Origin of the sequence: Nonomuraea sp. NPDC001831, from assembly GCF_042892035.1 — a bacterium.
In the GTDB taxonomy this organism is placed as follows: domain Bacteria; phylum Actinomycetota; class Actinomycetes; order Streptosporangiales; family Streptosporangiaceae; genus Nonomuraea.
Genome location: NZ_JBIATU010000002.1, coordinates 116,519 through 140,975 on the forward strand (window position 1 = coordinate 116,519; position 24,457 = coordinate 140,975).

The 24,457-nt window shown below is 70.8% G+C and carries 22 protein-coding genes; 7 read left to right on the plus strand and 15 right to left on the minus strand.

Features of this window, described 5'->3' with window-relative positions; genetic code table 11:
• Positions 1-6 precede the first annotated feature (6 nt).
• On the plus strand, positions 7-1,011 hold the full coding sequence (locus ACFYYW_RS06080; protein WP_352329410.1) for a methyltransferase: 1,005 nt from the start codon (positions 7-9) through the stop codon (positions 1,009-1,011).
• A 25-nt stretch (positions 1,012-1,036) separates the two neighbouring features.
• Here the strand turns inward: ACFYYW_RS06080 and ACFYYW_RS06085 are convergent, their stop codons facing one another.
• From ACFYYW_RS06085 to ACFYYW_RS06100, 4 genes are all read right to left on the minus strand, one after another.
• Positions 1,037-1,603 carry an ATP/GTP-binding protein gene (locus ACFYYW_RS06085; protein WP_352329408.1) on the minus strand — a complete coding sequence of 189 codons (567 nt, stop codon included), beginning with the start codon at positions 1,601-1,603 and terminating at the stop codon, positions 1,037-1,039.
• A gap of 7 nt (positions 1,604-1,610) precedes the next feature.
• On the minus strand, positions 1,611-1,958 hold the full coding sequence (locus tag ACFYYW_RS06090; RefSeq protein ID WP_352350491.1) for a DUF742 domain-containing protein: 348 nt from the start codon (positions 1,956-1,958) through the stop codon (positions 1,611-1,613).
• 71 nt (positions 1,959-2,029) lie between these two features.
• Positions 2,030-2,452 (minus strand): roadblock/LC7 domain-containing protein, encoded by a 423-nt coding sequence (locus tag ACFYYW_RS06095; protein ID WP_020546542.1) that lies wholly within the window; start codon positions 2,450-2,452, stop codon positions 2,030-2,032.
• A complete protein-coding gene (locus ACFYYW_RS06100) occupies positions 2,449-5,268 on the minus strand; it encodes a nitrate- and nitrite sensing domain-containing protein (RefSeq protein WP_364389037.1) in 2,820 nt (939 codons plus the stop codon). The genes ACFYYW_RS06095 and ACFYYW_RS06100 overlap by 4 nt, the downstream gene beginning before the upstream one ends.
• A 765-nt stretch (positions 5,269-6,033) precedes the next feature.
• On the opposite strand from ACFYYW_RS06100, the gene ACFYYW_RS06105 reads away from it, so the two are divergent.
• The 3 genes from ACFYYW_RS06105 to ACFYYW_RS06115 are packed head-to-tail and all read left to right on the plus strand — an operon-like array spanning position 6,034 to position 8,545.
• On the plus strand, positions 6,034-6,909 hold the full coding sequence (locus ACFYYW_RS06105; protein WP_364389040.1) for an ABC transporter substrate-binding protein: 876 nt from the start codon (positions 6,034-6,036) through the stop codon (positions 6,907-6,909).
• Positions 6,906-7,724, plus strand: a complete 819-nt coding sequence (locus ACFYYW_RS06110) for an ABC transporter permease subunit (protein ID WP_352321468.1) — start codon at positions 6,906-6,908, stop codon at positions 7,722-7,724. Before ACFYYW_RS06105 ends, ACFYYW_RS06110 begins: the two co-directional genes overlap by 4 nt.
• A complete protein-coding gene (locus ACFYYW_RS06115; protein ID WP_387645711.1) occupies positions 7,721-8,545 on the plus strand; it encodes an ABC transporter permease in 825 nt (274 codons plus the stop codon). Before ACFYYW_RS06110 ends, ACFYYW_RS06115 begins: the two co-directional genes overlap by 4 nt.
• Here ACFYYW_RS06115 and ACFYYW_RS06120 read toward each other — a convergent pair.
• The gene (locus ACFYYW_RS06120; RefSeq protein ID WP_364324477.1) at positions 8,532-8,966 is read right to left on the minus strand and encodes a pyridoxamine 5'-phosphate oxidase family protein; all 435 of its coding nucleotides are present in this window, start codon (positions 8,964-8,966) and stop codon (positions 8,532-8,534) included. The genes ACFYYW_RS06115 and ACFYYW_RS06120 overlap by 14 nt on opposite strands.
• An 82-nt stretch (positions 8,967-9,048) precedes the next feature.
• Here ACFYYW_RS06120 and ACFYYW_RS06125 point away from each other — a divergent pair, with 82 nt between their 5' ends.
• Together ACFYYW_RS06125 and ACFYYW_RS06130 are read left to right on the plus strand one after the other, a co-directional pair.
• Complete coding sequence (locus ACFYYW_RS06125; protein WP_387645714.1) at positions 9,049-10,341, plus strand: flavin-dependent oxidoreductase; 1,293 nt, start codon at positions 9,049-9,051, stop codon at positions 10,339-10,341.
• A gap of 105 nt (positions 10,342-10,446) precedes the next feature.
• Positions 10,447-11,220: an ABC transporter ATP-binding protein gene (locus tag ACFYYW_RS06130; protein ID WP_352350276.1), complete on the plus strand. Its 774-nt coding sequence runs from the start codon at positions 10,447-10,449 to the stop codon at positions 11,218-11,220.
• A gap of 21 nt (positions 11,221-11,241) precedes the next feature.
• Here ACFYYW_RS06130 and ACFYYW_RS06135 read toward each other — a convergent pair whose 3' ends face one another.
• From ACFYYW_RS06135 to ACFYYW_RS06165, 7 genes are all read right to left on the minus strand, one after another.
• The gene (locus tag ACFYYW_RS06135) at positions 11,242-13,347 is read right to left on the minus strand and encodes a SpoIIE family protein phosphatase (protein WP_387645717.1); all 2,106 of its coding nucleotides are present in this window, start codon (positions 13,345-13,347) and stop codon (positions 11,242-11,244) included.
• A gap of 151 nt (positions 13,348-13,498) precedes the next feature.
• Positions 13,499-14,050, minus strand: a complete 552-nt coding sequence (locus ACFYYW_RS06140) for an ATP/GTP-binding protein (RefSeq protein ID WP_352321483.1) — start codon at positions 14,048-14,050, stop codon at positions 13,499-13,501.
• Between the two features lie 7 nt (positions 14,051-14,057).
• Positions 14,058-14,462 (minus strand): DUF742 domain-containing protein, encoded by a 405-nt coding sequence (locus tag ACFYYW_RS06145; protein ID WP_055507219.1) that lies wholly within the window; start codon positions 14,460-14,462, stop codon positions 14,058-14,060.
• Between the two features lie 19 nt (positions 14,463-14,481).
• Positions 14,482-14,895, minus strand: a complete 414-nt coding sequence (locus ACFYYW_RS06150) for a roadblock/LC7 domain-containing protein (RefSeq protein ID WP_201760494.1) — start codon at positions 14,893-14,895, stop codon at positions 14,482-14,484.
• 5 nt (positions 14,896-14,900) lie between these two features.
• Positions 14,901-18,164 (minus strand): nitrate- and nitrite sensing domain-containing protein, encoded by a 3,264-nt coding sequence (locus ACFYYW_RS06155; RefSeq protein ID WP_387645720.1) that lies wholly within the window; start codon positions 18,162-18,164, stop codon positions 14,901-14,903.
• Between the two features lie 251 nt (positions 18,165-18,415).
• The gene (locus ACFYYW_RS06160; RefSeq protein ID WP_352321455.1) at positions 18,416-19,813 is read right to left on the minus strand and encodes an aminobutyraldehyde dehydrogenase; all 1,398 of its coding nucleotides are present in this window, start codon (positions 19,811-19,813) and stop codon (positions 18,416-18,418) included.
• An 18-nt stretch (positions 19,814-19,831) separates the two neighbouring features.
• A complete protein-coding gene (locus ACFYYW_RS06165) occupies positions 19,832-21,103 on the minus strand; it encodes a glycosyltransferase (RefSeq protein ID WP_387645724.1) in 1,272 nt (423 codons plus the stop codon).
• Between the two features lie 128 nt (positions 21,104-21,231).
• On the opposite strand from ACFYYW_RS06165, the gene ACFYYW_RS06170 reads away from it, so the two are divergent.
• Positions 21,232-21,837 (plus strand): TetR family transcriptional regulator, encoded by a 606-nt coding sequence (locus ACFYYW_RS06170; protein WP_352321451.1) that lies wholly within the window; start codon positions 21,232-21,234, stop codon positions 21,835-21,837.
• Here the strand turns inward: ACFYYW_RS06170 and ACFYYW_RS06175 are convergent.
• From ACFYYW_RS06175 to ACFYYW_RS06185, 3 genes are read right to left on the minus strand one after another with little or no spacing between them, the layout of a single operon-like run.
• Positions 21,831-22,880 carry an ABC transporter ATP-binding protein gene (locus tag ACFYYW_RS06175; protein WP_352321449.1) on the minus strand — a complete coding sequence of 350 codons (1,050 nt, stop codon included), beginning with the start codon at positions 22,878-22,880 and terminating at the stop codon, positions 21,831-21,833. The genes ACFYYW_RS06170 and ACFYYW_RS06175 overlap by 7 nt on opposite strands.
• The gene (locus tag ACFYYW_RS06180; protein ID WP_352321447.1) at positions 22,867-23,673 is read right to left on the minus strand and encodes an ABC transporter permease; all 807 of its coding nucleotides are present in this window, start codon (positions 23,671-23,673) and stop codon (positions 22,867-22,869) included. Before ACFYYW_RS06180 ends, ACFYYW_RS06175 begins: the two co-directional genes overlap by 14 nt.
• Positions 23,666-24,424, minus strand: a complete 759-nt coding sequence (locus tag ACFYYW_RS06185; protein WP_352321445.1) for an ABC transporter permease — start codon at positions 24,422-24,424, stop codon at positions 23,666-23,668. Before ACFYYW_RS06185 ends, ACFYYW_RS06180 begins: the two co-directional genes overlap by 8 nt.
• Between the last annotated feature and the right edge of the window lie 33 nt (positions 24,425-24,457).

Here is a 24,457-nt window from a genome sequence, read left to right on the forward strand (position 1 = left end):
GACCCCATGCCGCACTCGGATGACCTCCTCTGGGGGGCCGTGGCCGACATCTCGCGCTTCGCCGCTCTGCTGACCATGGCGGAGCTCGGCCTGGCCGACCATCTCGCCCACGGTCCGCTCACCACCGCCGACCTGGCCGCCCGCTGCGAGGCCGACGCCCCCAGGCTGCGCCGCGTGCTGCGCGAGCTGGCCGGGATGGGCGTGGTCCGCGGCGCCGGGCCGGACACCTTCGACCTGACCGAGCGCGGCACGGCGCTGCGGTCGGACGTGCCCGACTCGGTGCGCTCGTCGATCCGGATGCTCGGCGAGGAGGGCTTCTGGCACGCCATGGGCAACCTGCCCGCGACCGTCCGCGACGGCGGCTCGGCCTTCGCCGCCCGCTACGGCCACCTGTACGACTACCTGGCGGCCAACCCGGGGGCGGGCAAGCTGTTCGACGACTACATGACCGCCCGCGCGATCCCCTTCACCGAGGGCCTGGCCAAGCGGTACGACTTCCCGGCCACCGCGACCATGGTGGACGTGGCCGGCGGCAAGGGCCACATCCTGGCCACGGTCCTGCACGCCAACCCGGACATGCGCGGCATCCTGTTCGACCTGGAGCACGTGGCCGACCGGGCCAGGGAGCTGCTGGCCGCCGAGGGGCTGGGCGAGCGGAGCGAGGTCGTCACCGGCGACTTCTTCACCGAGGTGCCGGCGGGCGGCGACGTCTACCTGCTGGCCAGCGTCCTGCACAACTGGGACGACGAGGACGCCGTCACGATCCTGCGCAACGTCCGCCGGGCGATGAACCCCGGCGGCCGCGTCCTGGTGCTGGAGGTGGTGCTGCCCGACGACGAGGCGCCGCACCTGGGCAAGGACATCGACATGCGGATGCTGGCGATCTTCGACGGCGGCGCCGAGCGCAGCCGGGAGGAGTACACGGCACTGCTCGACCGGGCGGACCTGCGCCTGGCCGAGGTCGTCGAGCTGGGCTCGGGAGCCAGCCTCATCGAGGCCCGGCCGCGCTGAGCACGAGGGGCGGCGGCGGGCCGGATCAGCCGCCGCCGCTCCAGCCCGGCACCGCCATCCTGATCGACAGGGCGTGCTCGACCAGGTGGATCAGAGCGCTCTTGACCGAGTCCTTGGAGCGGGCGTCCAGCCGGACGAGCGGGATGTGGGGGGCTAGCGTGAGGGCGTCGCGGACCTCGGCGTCGCTGTGCGGGTACTGGCCGTCCCAGCCGTTGACGCCCACCACGAACGGCAGCTGCGCCTCCTCGAAATAGTCGATCGCGGGGAAACTGTCGGCCAGGCGGCGGGTGTCGACCAGCACGACCGCGCCGATCGCGCCGCGGACCAGGTCGTCCCACATGAACCAGAACCGGTGCTGGCCCGGCGTGCCGAACAGATAGAGGATCAGGTCACGGTCGAGCGAGACGCGGCCGAAGTCCATCGCGACGGTCGTGGTCGACTTCAGGGGCGTCATGCCCAGGTCGTCGATCCCCGCGGAGGCGTCGGTCATCACCGCCTCGGTGGTCAACGGCATGATCTCCGAGACCGCGCCGACGAACGTCGTCTTGCCCACCCCGAAACCGCCGGCCACCACGATCTTCGTTGAAGTCAAGCCGGGGCTAGAGCCTGCGAAGTCCACTGAGCACCCTTTCGAGCAGATTAACGTCCGGCCTGCCGGCGTCCAGCTGTGGCTGATGCACGCGGACCAGGCCCTCGGCCGCCATGTCGGCGATCAGAACACGCACCACGCCCAGCGGGATCCGCAGCAGCGCCGACACCTCGGCCACGGACCTGACCTGCCTGCACAGCTGGCTGATCGCCTGGTACTCCGGCGTGATGTGGGAGAACTCCCGGTGCTCGGCGGTCGCCGACGACACCAGGGCCTCCATCGCCAGCTTGACCCTGGGCGCCGTCCGCCCACCCGTCACCGCGTACGGGCGGACGGGTGAGGCGGGGTCGGGGTGCAGCTGCGACTGGGGCTGTGGCTTGGGCGGAGGCGCCCAGCCGCCGCTGTTCCATCTCTGGTCCGTCACCTACATCACCTGGTCTGGCTGGCGCGCAACTCGGCCCGCACCGCCGGAGTGAGCACCTGACCGGCGCGATCGACCATCAGGGTCATCTGGTACGCCACCAGCCCCATGTCGCAGTCGGGAGCCGCCAGGACCGCCAGACACGAGCCGTCGCTGATCGACATGATCAGCATCAGCCCGCGCTGCATCTCCACGATCGTCTGGTTGACCGCACCGCCTTCGAAGACCCTGGCCGCACCCTGCGTGAGACTCACCAGTCCCGACGCGATGGCGGCCAGCTGGTCGGCCCGGTCAGCCGGGAAACCCGACGAGGCCGCAAGCGGCAACCCGTCGGACGAGACGACCACCGCATGTGCCACACCGGGGACCGTGCTGACGAAGTCGGTGATCAACCAGTCGACTCCGCGCGCCGCGTGGCTCAGGTCGTTCATGCGCCCTCCTCTCTGTCACTGTTGTGGGCTTCACCGTTGTAGGAGCCGCGAGGGCCCGGCTGGAACGCCCTGCCCTCGGTGATGTCGTCGCGGGCCGCCCGGAAGCCCTGCTGGAAGCTGGACAACCTGTTCCGCACCCGGTCCGGCGAGACCGAGGGCATCGGGGACACGCCCTTGGGTGAGGCGGAGGTGTCGGCCGAGCCCGGCACCAGGTTCGCCTTGGGCACCCGTTTGGGCAGGCCGGCCGCGGTCGTGCCGTCGCGGGCCGGCTCGGTCACCGCCTGAGCCGCGCTCCAGCCGGCGTCGGCCTTCGTGGAGCCCCAGCCGCCCTCGTCGCGCCCGAACCAGGCCGACTCGACGGCGGCGAAGATCGGCAGGTAGTCGTCCCCGGCGGAGGCGGGCGGCACGGGCGGGATCGGGCCGGTGGCCGCCGCCTCGGTCTCGGGGAAGTCGGGCCGCGGGCGCTGGAGGCCGTCCTGCTTCCAGGGCGGCGGGGGCTCGGCCGCGGGACGCCTGGGCAGCCCGCGATCGCCGTTGTTGCGCGGCGGCGACCAGATGTCGTGGCTGTCGAAGCCGCCGCCGTGCGGGTCGGCGGGCCAGCCGTCGGACGACGGCCACTGCGGCCAGTTGCCCCCCGCCTCCGGGTTCGACGGGTACGACGGGTGCGCGGGGCCCATCTGGTAGGTGGGCCGCGGCCAGTCCTGTCCGGCGGCCGGGGGCGCCTGCGGCCAGTCGGCCGCCGGTGTGAGCGGCGCCTGCGGCCAGTCGGCTCCCGGCGCGGGCGGCGCGGGCGGCCAGTCGGCGCCGGCGGAGGCGGCCGCGGGCCAGTCGGCCTCGGGCGGAGCCGAGACCGGCGGCCAGTCGGTGGCCGGTGGCGCCGCGTGCGGCCCCACGTACGGCTCGCTCCCGGACGTGCTCTCGGCCGCCGCCGGCTGCATGCCCGCGAACCCGGGCGGCTGCGTGCCGAGCATGTTCTCCGGGACGAGCACCATGGCGGTCAGCCCGCCCGAGCTGTGCGGACGGAGCTGCACCCTGATGCCGTGCCGGTGGGCGAGCCTGGCGACCACGAACAGGCCCATCCGCCGCGAGACCGACACGTCGACGCTGGGCGAGTCGGTGAGGCGGTCGTTGGCCTGGGCCAGTTCCTCGGGGGTCATGCCGATGCCGGAGTCGGTGATCGACAACATCACGCCGCCGCCGTCGATCCTGCTGCCCGACACCGCCACCCGGGTCTCGCGCGGCGAGAACGACAGCGCGTTCTCCACCAGCTCGGCCAGCAGGTGGATGACGTCGTTGACGGCCTGGCCGGCCACCGAGACGCCGTCGGGCACCTGGAGCACGACGCGCTCGTAGCTCTCGACCTCCGACAGGGAGGCGCGGGCCACGTCGACCAGCTTGACCGGCTGGCTCCAGCGCCGCGGCGGGTCCTGACCGGCCAGCACCAGCAGGTTCTCGCTGTTGCGCCGCATACGCGTGGCCAGGTGGTCCAGCTTGAACAGGTTGCCGAGCCGCTGCTCGTCCTGCTCGCCCTGCTCCAGGCCGTCGATCAGGGTGATCTGCCGCTCCACCAGCGTCTGACTGCGCCGCGACAGGTTCACGAACATCGCGTTGACGTTCGAGCGCAGCCGCGCCTCCTCGCCGGCCAGCCGGACCGCCTCGCGGTGGACCTCGTCGAAGGCGCGGGCCACCTCGCCGATCTCGTCGTGGGTGTCCACCCCGATCGGCGGGACGGGCCCGACCTTGCCGTCCCCCGCCTCGCGGAGCGCCCGCACGGTCTCCGGCAGGCGTTTGCCGGCGATGTCCAGGGCCTCGCCGCGCAGCCGGCGCAGCGGCCGGATGAGCGAGCGGGCGATGAAGGTGATGATGATCAGCACCACGATCAGCAGGATCATGATGAGCACGCCGGAGATCAGCGCCGACCGGTTGGCCGCCTCCTCCAGGGCGCGGGCCCGCAGGATGACCGAGGAGGCCAGCGACTTCTCCACGCTGCGCAGGGCGTCGATCTTGCCGGTGCTGACGTCGAACCAGGTGCCGACGTCCTTGTCCGGCCGTACGCCGATGCTCAGGGGCTTGGCCTCGACGGACTGGGCCATGGCCCGCAGCCGGAACAGGTCGGTCTGGTCGACGTCCCTGCCCACCACGGTGTCCCGGTAGAGCTCCAGCTGGTCGATGCTGGCGAGGGTGGCGAACAGGGTCTCCTCGCTCTCCTCGCGCGCCTTGGCGTCGGAGAGCGCGTCGAGCTCGCCGCTGTCGAAGCTCTTCTTGTCCAGGGCGCTGGCCAGGATGCCCCGCTGCTTGGACGCCTGCTCCTTCGCGCGCGCGATGGCCGCCATGGAGCTGGCGCTGTGGGAGATGTCGTCGTCCACCGCGACCTGTCCCACCTGGTCGTGGAACTGCAGGAGGGTGGAGATGATCTGGGAGTACTTCTGGATCATCGGCAGCGGCTGGATCTTGCCCTTGACGGCGGTGTCGCGCAGGGTCTGGATCTCCTCCAGGCGGCGCAGCACCGGGCGTACGGAGTCGGCGTGGGTGTCGGTGAGGGCGCCGGCCCGCACCTTGGCCTCGTCGATGAGGTTGTCGACCCCGCTGTAGGTGGTGCGGAGCTGGGCCGCGCGGCTCTCCGGACGACCTTGGGCGATGTAGAGAGCGGTCTCGTCCCGTTCGAAGGCCAGTTCGTGCGTGACGGCGCCGAGCTGCTCGCTGAGCTCGGCCACCTCTCTCAGTGTCTGGTAGGTGTTGGCGTCCCTGAGGGAGGTGATCACGTTCAGCCCGCCCAGGCCCACCGCGACAGCCGTGGGCACGACGATCAACGCCACGAGGCGCGATCGTACGTGCCAATTGCCCAATCCGAACCTGTTAGAAGCAGGTTTGGGCAGCCGTCGCTTCTGGTGCCCGTGCGGCTCGCGGTCAGCGGAAGCTTCAGCGCTCTGCGTTCTCACTTGCCTCGCAACCTCTCGCCCCGGAGGGGAATTCTCGAAGACCATGCAGGTAAATGCACGTGGGGCAATATGTACAATCGAGATGAGGGCCATTTGAGCACAGGTGCCGGTCAGGACCAACCACCTATAGTGCCCCTCTGAGGCTTATATCCCGGATTGTCCAAAAATTGTGACAAAATTGGTAGACCGCCGTTTACCTGCAAAAACGGGCAGCCGAAACGTGTTCCGCAAGCCCCCTTCCGCCCGCGGAACGATCCACATCAGCTAGTCCCACCAGTAACAGACGCCCCGGTCGCCACCCTCTTTCCCAAAACGGACAAAGACATCTCACGCCTCTATTTACGATAGAGCGGCAAACGGACATTGCAACCACAAGAGTCATTTTCTTGATAATGACTGCCAATGTGGTGCTACGGTCGATTCCTGCTTGTTCGTCAGGCACTCAGCCCCGGGGGCAGTTCAGCCACCCGGTCCCCCCGGCTCCACGTCTTGAAGGGAGTCCCTGACATGAGGCTTGGCCGCTCCGCCAAGGCCGCCATCATCGGGTTCGCTGTGACTTTAGGCGCCGTAGCGTGCAGCACCGGCGGCTCAACCACCGCCAGCGCACCACCCTCCGCCTCCGCGAACGGCGGCGGCGGCGCCTTGGAGAAGACGAAGCTCAAGATCGCCACCCTGCCCGCCATCGACAGTGCCGCCATCTACGTCGCCATCGACCAGAAGCTCTTCGAGCAGGAGGGTCTCGACGTCACCCCGCAGGTCGTCCAGGCCGCCCCCGAGGCGATCCCCATGCTGGTCAACGGCGAGATCGACGCCATGTTCGGCAACTACGTGTCGATGTTCCAGGCGCACGACAAGGGGGCGATCAAGATCCACGTGCTCGCCGAGGGCTCGCGGGCCGCCCCCGACTCGCTCAGCATCATGGCGCTGCCCAACTCCCCCATCAAGACGCCGAAGGACCTCGCGGGCAAGACGATCAACGTCAACGTCCTGCACAACTTCCAGGAGCTCGCGCTCACCCAGGTGCTCAAGGCCAACAACATCGACCCCGCCACGATCAAGTACGTCCCCGTGACGTTCCAGAACATCATGGCCTCGTGGAAGAGCGGCCAGATCGACGCCGCCTACCTGGGCGAGCCGCAGGTCACCGCGGCGACCTCGTCGATGGGCGCGCGCAAGATCCTCGACCCGGCCTCCGGGCCGGCGGCGGAGTTCCCGATCTCGGGATACATCAGCACCCAGGACTGGTACGAGAAGAACCCGAGGACCGCGGCGGCCTTCCAGCGGGCCATCCACAACGCGGCCAAGCTGATGGAGAACAACCGTGAGGTGGTGGCCAAGGTGCTGCCGAACTTCACGCAGATCGACGCGTCCACGGCGGCGACGGTCACCTTCCCCTACTTCTCCAGCTCCGACAACCCGGTGCGGCTGCAGCGGGTGGCCGACTGGATGTGGGAGGCCAAGTGGCTGGGCAAGGAGATCGACGTCAAGACGTTGATGTCGCCGACGACGTCGGGGTGAGCAGTACTGCGACGGGCGTCGTCCGCCGTCCGGCCGGCGCCGCCACGCGGTGGTCGCGCCGGGCGGCGGGGGCGGCCGGCTTCGCCGTCCTCGTCGAGCTGCTGAGCCGGTCGGGGCTGGTGGACGCCGAGGTGCTGCCGCCGGCCACGCGGATCGTCGGGCGCGGCCTGGCGCTGCTCGCCGATCCGGCCTTCCTGACCCATGCCCGCACCAGCCTGCTGGCCTGGGCCCTCGGGCTCGGCCTCGCGGTGCTGGTGGCGGTGCCGCTCGGGCTGCTGCTCGGCAGCGTGCCGGTGATCGACGCGGCCACCCGCTCGGTGGTGGAGTTCCTGCGGCCGATCCCCTCGGTGGCGCTGATCCCGCTGGTCGCCCTCGTGATCGGCACCGGCCTGCAGCTCCGCGTCACGCTCGTGCTCTACGCCGCCATGTGGCCCATCCTCTACAACACCATGTACGGCCTGCGCGGCGTCGACCCCGTGGCCAAGGAGACCCTGCGCTCCTACGGCTTCGGCCCGCTGTCGGTGCTGCTGCGCGTCAGCCTGCCGTCGGCGGCGCCGTTCATCGCCACGGGCGTGCGGCTGGCGGCGTCCGTGGCGCTCATCCTGACCGTCAGCACCGAGATCGTGGCCGGGCGCGGGGAGGGCATCGGCGTGTTCATCTTCTTCGCCGGGATCGCGGTCCCGGCCAGGATGACCGACATCCTGGCCGGGGTGTTCTGGGTGGGGCTGTTCGGCGTGCTGGTCAACGCGCTGCTGGTGGCGGCCGAGCAGCGCGCCTTCCGCTGGCACCACGCCCGGCTGACGGAGGGGTCGTGACCGGGCGCGGGCCGTCGGCGCGCGGGCGCACGCGCGGCACGGCGTTCCGGGTGGCCGTGCTGGCCGTGCTGGTCCTGGCCTGGGAGGCGGGCACGCGCCTGGCGGCCAGCTCGTTCTTCCCGCCGCCGACGACGATCGTGGCCCGGATGCACCAGATGTGGTTCTCCGGCCCGCCCGGCAGCCTGTTCCTGACCGGCGCGGCGATGGACGACGTCCTGCCGAGCCTGGGCCGGATGGCCGCCGGGTTCGCCGGCGGGGCGGTGGCCGGGGTGGTGCTCGGGCTGGCGTTCGGACTGTCGGCGCGGGTCTACGACTATCTCGACGGCGTGCTGCAGTTCCTGCGCGCGATCCCGCCGCCCGCGCTGGTCACCGTGTTCCTGGTGGTGTTCGGCTTCGGGCTGCGCATGCAGCTGGCGTTCATCATGTTCAGCGTCGTGTGGCCGGTGCTGCTCAACACCGCCGACGGCGCGCGGGCGGTCGATCCGCTGCACCTGGACACCGGGCGGGTGTTCCGGCTGTCGCGGACCGAACGCCTGCTGCGGGTCGTCCTGCCGTCGGCGCTGCCGAAGATGTTCGCCGGGCTGCGGCTGTCGTTGTCGCTCTCGCTGATCGTCATGGTCTTCGCCGAGCTGCTGCCGGGGGCCTCCAACGGCATCGGGTTCCAGCTCACCACCGCGTACTCGACGTTCGACCTGCCCGCGATGTGGGCCGGGATCGTGCTGCTCGGCGTGCTGGGCTACCTGCTCAACGAGCTGTTCCTGGTGGCCGAGCGGCGGGTGCTGGCCTGGCACCTCGGCGCGCAGCGGCTCACGGAGCAGTGAACGTGCCGGCGGCGACCGGACGGCTGCGCGGCGGCTCGTAGGCGCCCGAGTCGATGCCCCACGACGCCACCGCCAGCGGCATGATCTCCACCCACACCGGCTCGTACCCGGGTTTCAGCCGTTCGCCGCCCTTGGCGTGGACCCGCCCGACCCCCTGGACGAGGACGCCGCGCGGCCCGTCCTCGGTGAAGTCGTCCACGACGAGCGAGACCTCGGGGTTGTCCCGGACGTCGCGGCGGTACCGCCGGGGACGCACGCCGCCGGGCAGCAGGCGGGAGCCGACCGCGATCATGCCGCGGTCCGGCTGGAGATGGATGCGCACGGGCACGACGTGCGGCGTTCCCCCTGCTCCCGCCGTGGCGAGCCGCGCCAGGTCGTGCTCGAGCAGGTAGGCGAACTCCCCGTCACTGAATCCGCGCATCACACACCTCACACCCAGATAGGAACGAGGTTAATGGGATAACTCTGGTCTTCGGCCTGCAAAGGGCGAGAAACTTATCGTCATGTTCCCCGTCAGGGACACGTGGGACCGGATCGAGACCACTGGGGGCGACGTGAGGACGATGGTCGTGGGCGCCGGGATCGGCGGGCTCACCACCGCGCTCAGCCTGGCGGCGGCCGGGCTGGAGTGCGTGGTCGTGGAGGCGGCCGCCACGCTGAGGCCGCTCGGCGTCGGGATCAACCTGCAACCGCACGCCGTACGGGAGCTGACCGAGCTGGGGCTGGCCGGCGAGCTGGCCGCGCTGGGCGTGGAGACGACCTTCATGACCTTCGCCGACCGGCACGGCAACGTGATCCTGGCGCTGCCGCGCGGGCGCTCGGCCGGCTACCGCTGGCCGCAGTACAGCATCCACCGGGGCGAGCTGCAGATGGCGCTGCTGGCCGCGGTCGAGAAACGCGCCGTCCCGGTGCGGACGGGCGTCCGGCTGGAGGGCTTCGAGCAGGACGGCGGGGAGGTCCTCGTCCGGCTCCGGCAGGGCGGCGAGCTCGTGGAGGAACGCGTGGACGTGCTCGTCGGCGCGGACGGCGTGCAGTCCACGGTACGGGCGCTGCTGCACCCGTCGGACGACCCCCTGCTGTGGGCGGGCATCAGGATGTGGCGCGGGGTGGCCGAGGCCGACCCCGTCCTGGACGGCGCCACCGTGCTGGTCGGCGGCTCCAACCGGGCCGGGAAGTTCGTCACCTACCACATCTCGGCCAGGAACCCCCGGCTGGTCAACTGGGTGGCCGAGGTCAAGGTGGCCGAGCCCGGCGTCGCCGCGGAGGCCGACTGGTCGCGCGAGGGCCGGCTGGAGGAGGTGGCGGCGCACTTCGCCGGCTGGCGGTACCGGCCGGCCGACGTCCAGGGGTTGCTCGCGGCCTCCCCGCGCATCCTGGAGTACCCGATGGTGGACCGCGACCCGCTGCCCGTCTGGGGAGAGGGCCGGGTGACGCTGCTGGGCGACGCCGCGCACCCGATGTACCCGATCGGCTCCAACGGCGGCTCGCAGGCGGTGCTCGACGCGCGGGTGCTGGCCCGGTGCCTGGCGACGTGCGGTGACCCGGTCACGGCGCTCAAGGCGTACGAGGAGGAACGGCGTCCGCCCACGTCGGCGCTGGTGCTGGCGCATCGGGCGTTGCCCATCGAGGATACGATCGGGCTGGTGACCGAGCGCGCGCCCGACGGGTTCGCCGACATCGCCGACGTGCTGACGGAGGCCGAGCTGGCCGCCATGGCCGGGGCGCAGCGGCGTATCTCCGACGCCGACGTCCGGGCGCTGAACGAGCGGGAGTCGTGGAGCGTACGCATCCCATGACAGCCGCGAAGACTCAAGGGTAAGATCCGACACCGTAGAGCCATACCGACATTTCCGGCTTCCCGAGTCGGTCCTCCGCTCGCGGCCTCGCCCCCTAGGACATCCATGCTCGAGATCGAGAACCTCTCCCACGTGTACGGCGGCGGTGGCCCCAACGCTCACCACGCCATCGAAGGGCTGAACCTGAGCGTCGCCGCGGGCGAGCTGCTGTGCATCGTCGGGCCGTCGGGGGCCGGGAAGTCGACCCTGCTGCGCTCCATCGCCGGGCTGATCAGGCCGACGGGCGGCGAGGTCAGGGTCGAGGGCGAGCTGGTGCGGCAGACCCCCGACAACCTGGCGGTGGTCTTCCAGGACTACAGCCGCTCGCTGTTCCCGTGGATGTCGGTGGCCGACAACGTGGCCCTGCCGCTGCGCCGCAGGGGCATGGACAAGCAGCAGCGCCGCGAGGCCGCCCAGGAGGCGCTGGAGTCGGTCGGGCTCCAGGGCGCCGAGAAGAAGTACCCGTTCCAGCTCTCGGGCGGCATGCAGCAGCGGGTGGCGATCGCGCGGGCGCTGGCCTACCGGCCCTCGCTCATGCTCATGGACGAGCCGTTCGGCTCGGTCGACGCCCAGACCCGCGAAGACCTGGAAGACCTTGTGCTGAAGGTGCGCGGCCACCACCAGATGACGATCGTGCTCATCACCCACGACATCGACGAGAGCGTCTACGTCGGCGACCGCGTCGTGGTGTTGTCGAAGGCCCCCGCGCACGTGGTCGGCGACCTCAAGGTCGACCTGCCCGCGCCGCGCGACCAGATCACCACCCGCGAGCACCCCGACTTCGTGCACCTGCGCGCCGAGGTCGGCCGTCTGGTGCGCGGCCACGCCGCCACCGTCTGACCCGCGGGCGGGCGCGCGGTCTCAGCCGCGGGTGCGGGCCACCAGCAGGGCGATGTCGTCCTCCGGTGGCCGGTCGCCGGTCATGGCGCTGATGACCGAGGTGCAGAAGTCGTCCAGCCCGGGAGCTGCGGTCACGGCTGCGGTCAGCGCGGCGGCCAGGCGGTCGATGCCCGCCTCGATGTCGGCCTCGCGGGTCTCGATCAGGCCGTCGGTGTAGAGCGCGATCAGGCTGCCGGGGCGCAGTTCCAGGTCGAGCGGGCGGAAGTCGCCCAGGCCCAGGCCGATCGGGGTGCCGGTGGGCGGGCGCGGGAAGGTGACCGCGCCGTCCGGGGTGACGATCGCCGGGGGCGGGTGGCCGGCCGCCGCCATCGCGCAGCGCCGGGTGGCGGGGTCGTACACGGCGTACAGGCAGGTGGCACCGGTGAGGTCGGGTGGCAGGCCGCCGGCGTCGGCGTCCTCCTCGGCCAGCCGGACGACCAGGGCGTCGAGGTGGGCGAGCAGTTCGTCCGGGGGCAGGCCCACGTAGGCGAGGGTGCGCACGGCGGTGCGCAGGCGTCCCATGGTGGCGGCGGCGTTGATGCCGTGCCCGGTCACGTCGCCGACGACCAGGGCGACCCGCCCGCCGCCCAGCGGGATCGCGTCGAACCAGTCGCCGCCGACGCCCTCGTGGACGTCGGCGGGCAGGTAGCGCGTGGCCAGGTCCACCGCGCCGCCGCCGGTCAGGTTCCGCGGCAGCAGGTCGCGCTGGAGGGCCAGCGCCGCGTTGCGCTCGCGGGTGTAACGCCACGCGTTGTCCAGGCTCAGCGCCGCCCGCGTGCCCAGCTCCTCGGCGAGCAGCAGGTCGTCCCTGGTGAACGGCTCCCGGTTGTCGGTGCGGACGAACACCGCGATCCCCAGCACCTCTCCCCTGGCCGCCAGCGGCACGATGATCAGCGTGTGCATGCCGGTGGCGCGGATGACCCTGGCCCGCTCGGGATCCTGGTCGAGCCAGGTGCCGGGCGAGGTGTCCAGCACGGGCTCGAAGTGCGCCCGCCCCGACGCCAGGACCGCCGTGAACGGCGACGACGGCGGCACGAACACCGCCTGCCCGCGCGGCCAGAGCGATTCGGGCACGCCTTGGTGGATCGAGGCCACCCCCGCCCGGCGGAACACCGGCACGCTCGTCGCCGTGGCGGCCAGCCGCTGCAACGGCACGGTGTCGGGCAGCACCTGTTCGGCCAGGTCCACGGTGACGTAGTCGGCCAGGTCCACGGTGACGTAGTCGGCCAGCACCGGCACGGCCAGCTCGGCCAGCTCCTGGGCGGTCTTCCAGACGTCCAGGGTGCTGCCGACGCGCACGCTGGCCGCGCGCAGCAGGGCCAGGCGGTCGCGGGCGCGGCTGTCGCTGATGTCGATGGCGACGGAGTGCACGCCGAGCGGGCGGCCGTCCACACCTTCGAGGCGGAACAGGGAGGTCGACAGGGTGCGTTCGACGTGCCGGTCGGGTGATGTCCAGCGCGCCTCGCGGTCCACCTGCGGGACGCCGTCGGCCAGCACCCTGCGCATGGCCTCCACGGCGGAGCGGGTGTCGGCGCCGGGCAGCGGATCGGTCAGCGCGCGGCCCACCTCGTAGTGGGGGAAGACCACGCGCAGGCGCCGGGCGGCGTCGTTCAGCCAGACGCAGCGCAGGCCGAGGTCCCAGATCGCCATGCCGACGGGCGTGCGGCTCATCAGCGACTCCAGCACCGGACGGCCGCCGCCGGCCACCGGCCGGACGGTCAGCAGCCAGGACGCCCGGCCGTCGAGCGTGCGCAGCCGGGCGCCCTCGACGTGCGCGAGCAGCCGGGAGCCGTCGCGGCGGCGGATCTCCTGCAGCCCCGACCAGTGCTCCGGCCAGTGCTCCGGCCGCTGCCCCGACCAGTCCTCCGGCCAGTGCTCCGGCCGCTGCCCCGAGCAGTGCTCCGGCCCGGCCCGCAGGGGTGATCGCGCGTCGTCCGGCGCGAGCAGCAGGCCGAGGCCGTGGCCGAGCACGTCGGGGGCCCGGTGGCCGAAGAGCTGCTGCGCCGCGCGGGTCCAGCCGACCACGACGCCCTCGGCGTCGGCCACGACGACCGCCGTGGGGTCCGCCTCGCTCTCAGGTGTGGACATGCCGTCATTCGTTCCCCACCCGCGGCCCGTCCATCGGCACAGGTCGGCGCAGGTCGGCGCAGGTCGGCGCAGGTCGGCGCAGGTCGGCGCGGCTGCCGCCGCGTCAGCGGGCGCGCGCGGATCGGGATGCGCGCGCCCGGGGCGCGTCGGGCTATACCGGCGTGGTGGAGTGGCGGGTGAGCGCGTGCTCCACCAGCGTGATCAGGGTGGATTTCACCGTGTCGCGCTGGCGGGCGTCGAGGCGGACGATCGGGATGTGCCCGCCGACGGACAGGGCCTCGCGGATCTCGTCCTCCGCGTGGGCGAACTGGCCGTCCCAGCCGTTGATGCCGATGACGAAGGGCAGCTTGGCCTCTTCGAAGTAGTCGATGGCGGGGAAGCTGTCCGCCAGACGGCGCGTGTCCACCAGCACGACGGCGCCGATGGCGCCGCGCACGAGGTCGTCCCACATGAACCAGAACCGGTGCTGTCCGGGCGTGCCGAACAGGTAGAGGATCAGGTCGCGGTCCAGCGACACACGTCCGAAGTCCATCGCCACGGTGGTGGTCGTCTTGTTCGGCGTGAGCGAGACGTCGTCGACGTGGGCCGAGGCGTCCGTCATGACCGCTTCCGTGGTGAGCGGCAGGATCTCCGAGACCGCTCCCACGAACGTCGTCTTCCCCACGCCGAAGCCCCCGGCCACGACGATCTTCGTCGAGGTCAGACCGGGGCTAGAGCCTGCGAAGTCCACTGAGCACCCTTTCGAGCAAGTTGAGGTCCGGCTTTCCCGCGTCCAGCGCAGGCTGGTGCACGCGGATCAGGCCCTCCGACGCCATGTCGGCGATCAGCACCCGGACCACACCAAGGGGCTGGCGTAAAAGGGCGGAGATCTCGGCAACCGACCGGACGTTCCGGGTCAGCTGGATGATCGCCTGATACTCCGGACTCAGTAGGGAAATGTCTTGGTATTCCGACGTCACGGAGGACACCAAAGCCTCCATGGCGAACTTCATCCGCGGCGCGGTGCGCCCCCCGGTCACGGCATAGGGCCGTACCAGGGAACTCGGCTTCTGCGGACGAGGGGCCGCCGGATGCGGCGGAGTGCTATCACCAGCCCAACCCTGACCTGACACCATGATCTCCTGTCACCGCCCGCTAGCGGGGGCGGGCCGCTTGCAGCTCAGCGCGTACGGCCGGGGTGAGCACCTGACCGGCGCGCTCGACCAGCAGCGTCATCTGGTAGGCCACGAGTCCCATGTCACAGTCGGGAGCCGCGAGGACGGCCAGACAGGACCCGTCGCTGATGGACATGATCATCAACAGCCCGCGCTGCATCTCGATGACGGTCTGGGTGACCATGCCGCCCTCGAAGACCCGCGCGGCGCCCTGCGTCAAACTGATCACGCCCGAGGCGACCGCGGCGAGCTGGTCGGCCCGGTCCTTGGGGAAACCCTCCGAGAAGGCCAGCGGCAGGCCGTCGGACGACACCACGACGGTGTGCGCGACGCCCGGCACGTTGTTCACGAAGTCGGTGATCAGCCAGCTGATGCCACGCGCTCCCTGGCTCATCTCTCTCATTTGTCCTCCTCATTCTCTTCTCCGCGGGTGAACGCGCGGCCTTGCCGCACTCCCTGCTGGAAGCTGGAGAGCCTGCTGCGCAACCGCTCGGGCGAGATCTGCGGCGGCGGCGACGTGGGCTGCGGCTCGGCGAGACTGGCCGTACCGGGCACGAGGTTGGCCTTGGGCACCCGGCGCGGCAGGCCCGAGGACGTCGTGCCGGCCTGGGCGGGCTGCGCCGCGGCCTGGGCCGCCTGAAAGCCGGAGTCGGCCGGCGAGGACCACGACGCGCCGGCGCCCGACTGGCCGGGCCTGCGCTGCGGCAGCCCGGACCGGCCCACCGCCGGGGCGGCGGGCGGCGCGGCCGCAGGAGGATCGGCGGGCACGGCCGGATGCACGGCGGTGATCTCGTGCTCGGGCTCCTGCTCCTGCTGGCGCAGCTGCTCAGGGTCGGGCCTGCGGAACCAGTCCGAGCCGACGGACGAGAAGATCGGCAGGAACTCCTCGCTCTGCTCCTCCAGGGGCGAGGTGCGCACCACGGGGAGCGGGCCGGTCAGGTCCTGGGAGGAGTAGTCGCCCTGGCCGAACGGGCCGTAGGCGCCCGGCCGGCTCTGCTCGTACTGGTCGGCGGGCTTGGGCTCCTCCGCGCCGAACCCCGGCAGGTCGCCGAACGCCGCCCGGTAGGGCTCCTCGCCGAACGCCGAGGGGCGCGGCGGGTCGACCGACTCGAACAGGGACCGCCGCGGCGGCTCCTCGTTGAAGGTCGACTGGCCGAGCGAGGTGTCGCCGAAGGACGGCGAGCCGAAGGAGGACCAGCGGGGCTCCTCCGTCCCGCTCTGCGGCGGCTCGGTGGCGAAGGACGGCCAGCGGGGCTCGTCGTCCTGCAGCGGCGGGGGCTGCTCGGCGAAGGAGGGCCAGCGCTGCTCGCCCCACGGGGACTGGGCCTGCGGCTGCGGCTCGGGCTGGGCCGCGGGCGGCTCGTCGGCGAAGAACGGCTTGGGCGCATCGCCGAAGGCCGGCTTCGGCTCCTCGCCGAAGAACGGCTTGGGCTCGTCGCCGAAGAACGGCTTCGGCTCCTCGGTGAAGGAGGGCTTGGGCTCCTCGGCGAACGACGGCCAGCGCGGCTCGTCCCGGGCCGGCTCCTCGCCGAAGGATCCCCAGCGGGTCTCCTCCTGGGCCGGCTCGTCGGCGAAGGAGGGCCAGTTGCCGGTGCCCGGCGCGGGCAGCGAGCCCGGCCACTGCGTGTCCAGCACCCGGTCGGCCGCGTCGGGCGCGGAGACGGGCGCGCCGTTCTGGCTCGCCTCGGCGGGCGCGGCGGCGATGCCGAACTGGCTCGGGTCGAACGTGGTGAACGCCTCGTACTGGCTGCCGGGCTGCTGCGGCATGCCGGCGCCGCCGCTGATGAGCATGTCGGGCATCATCACCAGCGCGCTCAGGCCGCCGGTCTCCCGCATGCTGAGCTGGACGCGGATGCCGTGGCGCAGGGCCAGGCGGCCGACCACGAACAGGCCCATGCGGCGGGAGACGCCGACGTCCACGACGGGCGGGTTGGCCAGGCGCCAGTTGGCCTCGGCGAGCTCCTCGGGGCTCATGCCGATGCCCAGGTCGTTGATGGAGATCATGACGCCGCCGTCGGTGGCCACGCTGGAGACCTCGACCTTGCTCTCGCGCGGCGAGAAGGAGATCGCGTTCTCGATCAGCTCGGCGAGCAGGTGGACGGCGTCGGTGACGGCCGGGCCGACGATCAGCGTGCCGGACGGGATCTTGATCTGGACGCGCTCGTAGTTCTCGACCTCCGACAGCGAGGCGCGGGCGATGTCGACCAGCGGCACCGGCTCGCTCCACTTGCGCGCGGCCTCCTGGCCGGCGAGGACCAGGAGGTTCTCGCTGTTGCGGCGCATGCGGGTGGCCAGGTGGTCGAGGCGGAAGAGGTTGGCGAGCCGCTGCTCGTCCTCCTCGCCCTGCTCCAGGCCCTCGATGAGCTGCAGCTGCCGTTCGACCAGCGTCTGGCTGCGGCGGGAGAGGTTGACGAACATGGCGTTGACGTTGGCGCGCAGCTTGGCCTCGTCGCCGGCCAGCCGGAGCGCCTCGCGGTGGACCTCGTCGAAGGCCCGCGCCACTTCACCGATCTCGTCGCGGGTGTTGACGCCGACCGACGGCACTTCGGGCATCTGCGCGCCGTCGCCGGACTCGCGCAGGATGCGGACGGTCTCGGGCAGCCGGGTGGTGGCCACCTGGAGCGCCTCGGCGCGCAGCCGGCGCAGCGGGCGGACCAGCGAACCGGCCACCCGGGTGGTGATGATCAGGACGAGCAGCAGCAGCACGAGGATGGTCGCGCCGCTGATGATGGCGTTGCGCTGCTCGGTGTCGCTCAGCTCGCGGGCCCTGGCCACGATCTTGGTGGCCAGGGAGTCCTCGACCTTGCGCATGGTGTTGCCGGCCAGGGTGGTGCTGTCGTACCAGCGGCTCAGGTCGCGGGCGGAGGTGACGTCGAGGTCACGGATCCGGTTGTACTCGCGGACCTGGGCCAGGGCGCGCTGCCGCATGGCGTCGGCGCGGTCGATGTCCGGCCCGCGCATGGTCTTCTGGTACGCCCGCAGGTCCGCCGGGTCGGCCTCCCGCTCGAAGGCGGTCAGCTCGGCCTGCTGGCGGCTCCACGAGCCGAGGAACTCCGACAGGTCGTCGTAGTCCAGCTCACGCTCGATGAGCGCGATCATGAGAATGGCCTGCTGCCTGGAGACTTCCTCCTTGACCCGCTGCAGCGAGCCGAGGGCGGCCACGTCACCCTGGAGGTCGTCGTCGTTCACGCCGTCGCCCAGGTCGCCCTGGATCGCGGAGAAGACGCCGATCATGGTGGTGTACGTGGTGATCGCGGCTCGCGGGGGCACGCCCTCGGCCACCATCGACGCGCGGAGGCTGTCGAGGCCGGTGAGCCACCGGCGCATGTTCTCCACACCGTCGCGGATACGGGCCGAGTGCGCGGCGTCGATGGCGTTGGCCGAGGCCAGCACCTTCTTCTTGGCCGCGTCGACGGCCAGGCGCTGGGTCTTGAGCTGACCGAACCGCCCCGCCTTCGACTGGTCGGTGACGTACCACGCGGTGAGCGTGCGCTCCTTGGCCAGCTCGTGGTTGAGCCCGCCGATGCGCTGCACCAGCTCGGCGACCTGGGTCAGCCGGCGGTACTCGGAGCTCGTCCCGATGGCGTTGGCGAGCTGCACGCCCGCGAGGAGCACGCCCACGATGGTGGGGATGAGGATCAGCGCGATCAACCTCGAGCGCACACGCCAGTTCCCCAGCCGGAACCTTCCGCCTGTGTACTCCCCTGACCTCGTGTGCCTGGGGTTTTCCGTCCTCACTGACTCTCGCTACCTCTCGCCGGTACGTGCTCGAAAGAAATCAGACACGCGTGTGGCGCATGGGATTCTGTCCGGCTGGGTAATTGGAACACAGTCCGTACCAGACGGCCAACCGTACATTTCCCACTAAATGCACCCAAAGCGACACTTTGGGCGTCATATCGCCGTACACGTTTTCAGGCGGGCCGGAACGAATCCCGCTCCACGGGTGCCGCGTGCTTGACCATGAGATGCCGCGTCACCGAATATTCCTGCACCGCCTCCTGGCTCATGTCCTTGCCGAACCCGCTGCCCTTCACGCCGCCGTGCGGCGCCTCGCTGGCGATCGGCAGGTGATCGTTCACCCAGGTCACACCCACGTCGAGCCGATGCGACACGCGCATCGCCCGCGCGACGTCGCGCGACCACACCGACGAGGCGAGCCCGTAGGGGGTGTCGTTGGCCAGCCGGACGGCCTCGTCCTCGCCGTCGAACGGCAGCGCCACAAGGACCGGTCCGAAAAGTTCACCTTGGACGATCTCGCTGTCCTGTGCGACATCGGTCACAAGCGTCGGCGGGTAGAAGAACCCGGGCCCCTCGACGGGCGCGCCGCCGTGCACGATCCGTCCGCCCGAGCGCGCGACGAAGCCGTGCACGCGCTCGCGGTGGGCGGCCGAGATCAGCGGGCCGATGTCCGTCGCCGGGTCCCAGGGGTCGCCCACGGTGATCTCGGCGAGAGTCGCGCGGATGGCCTCCACGGCGTCGTCGTAGATCTCGCGGGCGACGTAGACGCGGGTGGCCGCGGTGCAGTCCTGGCCGGTGTTGTACGTGGCGCCCATGGCCACGCCGCGGGCCATCTCGGCCAGGTCGGCGTCCTGGAAGACCAGGGCGGGCGCCTTGCCGCCGAGTTCGAGGTGCACCCGCTTGAGGGTGGCCGCCGCGCCGGTCATGACCGCCCGGCCGGTGCCGGTCGAGCCGGTGACGCTGACCATGTCCACGCCCGGGTCGGTCACCAGCGCCTGGCCGACCTCGGCGTCGCCGGTGACCGCCTGGACGAGCCCTTCGGGCGCGCCCGCCTTGGCGAACAGCTCGGCCAGGCGCAGCGTCGTCCGCGGCGTCTGCGGCGCCGGCTTGATGACCACGGCGTTCCCGGCGGCCACGGCCGGGCCGACCTTCCACACCGCCATGACGAACGGGAAGTTCCACGGCGCGATCGACCCCACCACCCCGACCGGACGGCGCAGCAGCACCGAGGTGTAACCGGCGCTGAACACCCCGGCCCCCGACCCTTCGAGCGAACGGGCGGCGCCGGCGAAGAAGCGCAGGTTGTCGACGGCGAAGGGCAGCTCGCCGTCCCTGAACACGGCCGCCGGCTTGCCGGTCTCCTCCACCTCCAGCCGGGTCAGCTCCTCGGCGTCGGCCTCCACCAGGTCGGCCAGGCGCAGCAGCAGCCGCTGGCGCTCGGCGGGGGTGGTCTGCGCCCACTCCTCGAACGCGCCCCGGGCGGTCCGGACGGCCGCCGCCACGTCGGCCACCGGGGTGTCCGGGATCTCGGCGCACGGGAGGCCGGTGGCGGGGTTGATCAGTTCACGCATGGAAAGTCCTCGAAATCCCTACTGGCCGAGCTGTTCGATCAGGTCGGCGGCCTTGCGCAGGCCGTCGCGGCGGCGGATCTCCTCGCCGGCGGCGGCGAGCCTCGCGCGCATCTCGGTGTCGCCGAGCAGGCGCTCCACCGCGCCGGTCAGCTCCTCGTCGGTGAAGGTGTAGGTCGACAGCCGGACACCGTAGCCCAGCTCGTCCACCCGCTGGGCGTTGTCGTACTGGTCCCAGAACAGCGGCAGCACGATCATCGGCTTGCCGAAGTGCGCCGCCTCGGTGGTGGTGTTGTTGCCGCCGTGCGTGATGACCAGGTCGCACAGGGGGATGATCTTCGTCTGCGGCAGGAACTCGGCGCCGTACATGTTGTCGGCGAGCTTGATCTCCTCGTGCAGCGGGCCCTTGGAGACGATGTACTGGTGCCGCGTGCCGGCCAGGATGTCGATCACGCGCTGCATCAGCTCCACGTCGGAGGAGCCGAGCGAGCCGAGCGAGAAGTAGATCAGCGAGCCGTCGTTGCGCTCGAAGGGCAGCGTGAAGTCCTCGTCGGTCTCGCGCACCGAGGAGTCGAGCCGGTGCCAGCTCGGGCCGAGCGGGCGGGCGTCGGTGTAGTCGAGGATCTCGGGGAAGACGTACAGGTTCAGGTCGCCCTCGTGGATGAAGTCCAGGTCGGGCAGCGGGGCGGTGCCCTGCTCGACGCACCACTCGTTGAAGGCGGTCCAGATCTCGCGGTGGGTGCGCTCGTACTCGGCGCGGAAGGCGTCCCAGCCGGAGCGGTCGTCGGCGGGCAGGCCGGAGAAGACCGGCGCGACGTTCTCGCCGCGCACCTCCAGCGGGTTGCAGGAGACGATCCGGACGAACTTCTTGCCCGCCGTGAGCAGCGCCGGGAACGTGATCACGTTGTCCTCGACGATCACGTCCGGGTTCACCCGCTCGATGATGGCCTTGAGCTGCGGCTCGCAGTACTTGGCGCCGTCGATGAGGGAGTCCCAGATGGGCTTGATGACGGTGTCGAGCTGCTCCAGCGTGCTCTTGCGGTACTCCGGCGCGGTGTCGCGGATGAAGTCCTTCCAGAACTGGCCGGCGTCCTGCTCCTCGGCGTTCTCGGGCGGCGGGGCCAGGTCGACGAGGTCCTCCTCGAAGCCGAGCGCTTCGAGCTTGCCCTTCCAGGACGACTCCGCGGCGAAGACGACGCGGTGCCCGCGACGGCGGAGAATGTCGCCGACGCCGATGCAGTTGTTCGTGGGGCCGTACGCGCTCTCTGGCATGAACAGGATGGTGAGGGACATCGTGAACTCCGGGGGAACTCGTCAAATTGAAGAGGAATTCAAATACTCATCTAGCGTGAAGCGCAAGTTAAGTGCACTATGGTCACGGCCGATCTGAATGGTGACCAAACGCACGGGGGGTGGTGGTCGTGGCCCAGCGCAAAAGCCGTAGTGACCGGCGCATCGACTTGATCGAGGCCGCGCGCCGAGCCATCATCCGCCACGGGATCGACGGCGTGCAGCTCTCGCACGTCGCCGAGGAGGCCGGTCTGACCTCCGGAGCCGTGCTCTACCACTACCCCGACCTGGGCGAACTGCTGGTCGAGGCGCAGCACGCGGGCATGGAGCGGTTCTACGAGCTGCGCATGCGCCGCCTGGCCGACTTCACCGACCCGGTCGAGAAGCTGGTCGTCACGATCCGGTCGGGGTTGCCGACCGGGCCGCTCGACCCCGACGTCCGCCTGCTCAACGAGCTGGGCGGCGCCGCGGGCCGCAACCGGGTCTACGGCGTGCTGCTCACCTCGCTGTACGACCGCCAGGTGTCGATGTACCAGGCGATCCTGGACACCGGGGCCGCGCTCGGGGTCTTCCGGCTGACGGCCGACTCCGTGACCATCGCGCGCAACCTGGTGGCCCTGGAGGACGCCTACGGCTACCGCATCACCGCCAGGCATCCGCTGATCGGCCCCGACGAGGCGGCCGAGCTGATCCTGTCGTACGCGCGGGCGGCGACGGGCAACGACCTGGCTCATTGATCGACCGCCATGATGACGGCGTCCTGGGCCTCCCAGCGCACCTTCACCTTGGCGCCGGGCTGCACCGTGCTCGCCCCCTGCACCGCGGCGAGCACGGGCTTGGCCCGTCCGGGCACGTCCACGGAGATGTGCGAGACGCCGCCGTAGAAGCTCACGTCCAGGACGCTGCCCTTCAGGCCCCGCGCCGCGTTCTCGTCGGCCAGCTCGATCTTCTCGGGCCGCACCGCGAGCAGCGCCTTGGTGTCGGCGGCCAGGTCCTCGAGCGGCGTGCCGGCCAGCATGCCGAACTCCTCGCTCTTGATCCCGTCCAGGCCGGTGCAGACGCCCTCGAACAGGTTGTTCGCCCCGACGAAGTCGGCCACGAACGGCGAGCGCGGGCGCTCGTACAGCGCCACGGGGGCGTCCACCTGGCGCACGCTGCCGCTGTCGAAGACCGCGATGCGGTCGGCCAGCGACATGGCCTCCTCCTGGTCGTGCGTGACGACCACGAAGGTGATGCCGACCTCGCTCTGCAGCCGCTTGAGCTCCAGCTGCATGTCCGCGCGGACCTTCTTGTCCAGGGCCGACAGCGGCTCGTCGAGCAGCAGCAGCCGCGGCCGCTTGACGATCGACCGGGCCAGCGCGACCCGCTGCCGCTGGCCGCCGGACAGCTGGGCGGGCTTGCGCGAGGCGTGCGCCGACAGGCCCACGGTCTCCAGCACCTCGCCGACCCGCTGCTTGATCTCCTGCCGGGGCAGCTTCTCCCGCTCCAGGCCGTAGGCCACGTTCTTGGCCACCGTCATGTGCGGGAACAGCGCGTATGACTGGAACATGAGGCTGATCGGCCGCCGGTTGGGCTGCTTGGACAGCAGGTCCTCGCCGTCGAGCGTGACCGTGCCGGCGTCCGGCGTCTCGAACCCGGCGATGATGCGCAGCAGGGTGGTCTTGCCGCAGCCGGAGGGCCCGAGCAGGGCGAAGAACTCGCCCTGCTCGATCTCCAGCGAGACGCCGTCGAGCGCGGTGACGTCACCGAACCTGCGGGTGACCCCGTCAATCCTGAGCACGTGATTTCCCGATCTTGGTCATCCGCTGCCCGGCGATCACCGCCGTGAAGCTCACGAGGAGCAGGATCGCGGCCAGCGCGTTGATCTTCGGGGTCACCCCGAAACGAACCATTGAGTAGATGACGATCGGCAGCGTCGGCTCGGCGTTGCCGATCGTGAAGAAGGCGATCACGAACTCGTCCAGCGACAGCGTGAACGCCAGCAGCGCCCCGGCGACGATCCCGGGCAGCAACTGCGGCAGCGTGACCTTCATGAACGTGACCACCGGCCCGGCCCCCAGGTCGCGCGAGGCCTCCTCCAGCGAGGTGTCGGCGTTGGTGAGCCGGGTGCGCACCACCGCCGCGACGAACGCCAGCGAGAACACGGCGTGCGCGATGGTCACCGTGGGCAGGCCGAGCGCGAACTGGGCGTCCCACTGGGCCAGGAAGGTGTTGATCAGGGCGTACAGGACCAGCAGCCCGATCCCGAGCACCAGGTCGGGCAGCACGGCCGGCATGAGCGAGATCGCGTCGAGGATCTTCGACTTGGTGTACCGGGCCAGGCCGACGGCCAGCAGCGTACCGAGCACGGTGGCGATCGCCGTCGAGCCCAGGGCCACGATCAGGGTGTTGACCAGGCCCTCCCTGATCTTCTCGTCGGCGGCCAGCTCGCCGTACCACTTGAGGCTGAAGCCCTCGTAGGTGTAGGCCGACTTGCCGGAGTTGAAGGACATGACGACCAGGACGATGATCGGCACGTACAGGAAGGCGTAGGTCACCCAGAAGGGCACGTACAGCAGCTTGGGTCTACGCACGGCGGGCCGCCCACGCCTGCACGAGCAGCAGCAGGATCAGCACCGCGATCAGCGCCAGCACCAGCGCCGAGCCGAACGGCCAGTCGCGCGCGACCAGGAACTGGTTGCGGATCAGGTTCCCCACCATGATGGACTTGTTGCCGCCGAGCATCTCGGGGATGACGAAGTTGCCGAAGCTCGGCACGAACACGAACATCGCCCCGGTCAGCGCGCCGGGCAGGGTCAGCGGCAGCGTCACCTTCCTGAACGTGGTGAACGCCGAGGCCCCGAGGTTCGCCGACGCCTCGCGCAACTGCGGGTCCAGCTTCTCGATCGAGGAGTACAACGGCAACACCATGAGCGGCAGGTACGAGTAGAGCAGCCCGGTGACGATCGCGCCCTGGGTGTACAGCAGCTCCATCTCCTTGCCCAGCAGGGAGCTGAGCAGCCCCTGACTGCTGAGCATGATGATCCACGCGTAGACGCGGATGATGAAGTTCGTCCAGAAGGGCAGCACGACCGCCACCAGGGCGATCGTCTTCCACTTCGGCGGGAGCTGGGCGATCAGGTACGCCGTCGGGTAGCCGAGCAGCAACGCGATCAGCGTGGCGATCGTGGCCATCTTCAGCGAGTCGCCGACGACGTTCAGGTAGAGCGAGTCGAACAGGCGCTGGAAGTTCTCCAGCGTGAACTCGTAGACGATGCCCCCGAAGCGCCCCCGCTGGAAGACGGTGTAGCTGAGCACCAGCGCCAGCGGCACGAGGAGGAGCACGACCAGGTACGTCAGACCTGGCGAAAGGAAAAC

Coding starts and splice junctions, on each gene's coding strand:
- ACFYYW_RS06080 (WP_352329410.1), top strand. CDS start 7: ATGCCGCACTCGGATGACCTCCTCTGGGGGGCCGTGGCCGACATCTCG.
- ACFYYW_RS06095 (WP_020546542.1), bottom strand. CDS start 2,452: ATGAACGACCTGAGCCACGCGGCGCGCGGAGTCGACTGGTTGATCACC.
- ACFYYW_RS06120 (WP_364324477.1), bottom strand. CDS start 8,966: ATGCGCGGATTCAGTGACGGGGAGTTCGCCTACCTGCTCGAGCACGAC.
- ACFYYW_RS06125 (WP_387645714.1), top strand. CDS start 9,049: ATGTTCCCCGTCAGGGACACGTGGGACCGGATCGAGACCACTGGGGGC.
- ACFYYW_RS06130 (WP_352350276.1), top strand. CDS start 10,447: ATGCTCGAGATCGAGAACCTCTCCCACGTGTACGGCGGCGGTGGCCCC.
- ACFYYW_RS06135 (WP_387645717.1), bottom strand. CDS start 13,347: ATGTCCACACCTGAGAGCGAGGCGGACCCCACGGCGGTCGTCGTGGCC.
- ACFYYW_RS06145 (WP_055507219.1), bottom strand. CDS start 14,462: ATGGTGTCAGGTCAGGGTTGGGCTGGTGATAGCACTCCGCCGCATCCG.
- ACFYYW_RS06150 (WP_201760494.1), bottom strand. CDS start 14,895: ATGAGCCAGGGAGCGCGTGGCATCAGCTGGCTGATCACCGACTTCGTG.
- ACFYYW_RS06160 (WP_352321455.1), bottom strand. CDS start 19,813: ATGCGTGAACTGATCAACCCCGCCACCGGCCTCCCGTGCGCCGAGATC.
- ACFYYW_RS06165 (WP_387645724.1), bottom strand. CDS start 21,103: ATGTCCCTCACCATCCTGTTCATGCCAGAGAGCGCGTACGGCCCCACG.